At 52.3% G+C, this 256-nt stretch carries 1 pseudogene; it reads left to right on the forward strand.

Going from position 1 to position 256, the window contains the following annotated elements:
• A pseudogene (locus SB786_RS36890) lies at positions 1-256 on the forward strand (histidine kinase); the annotation flags it as partial.

Consider the following 256-nt stretch of genomic DNA (forward strand, 5'->3'; position numbering starts at 1 on the left):
CTATGTCTCCATTCCTATCACCAGGACAAACGGAGATTTTTTCGGAACGCTCTGCGCCATTGATCAGGTGCCAGCAGATTTTGATGAAGATGCAGTGTGCAACACACTAACGCTTTTCGCCCAGTTAATAGCTGTTCAACTCGACGTTCTGGCGGACCTTGAGGCCAAAACGATTGAACTGGCCAATGCGGCTGAGACCGGCATTGTCCGGGAGCAGTTCATTGCCGTACTGGGGCATGACCTCCGTTCGCCACTG

The sequence above is a fragment of the Burkholderia sp. SIMBA_062 genome (assembly GCF_046534765.1).
Lineage (GTDB): Bacteria > Pseudomonadota > Gammaproteobacteria > Burkholderiales > Burkholderiaceae > Burkholderia > Burkholderia ambifaria.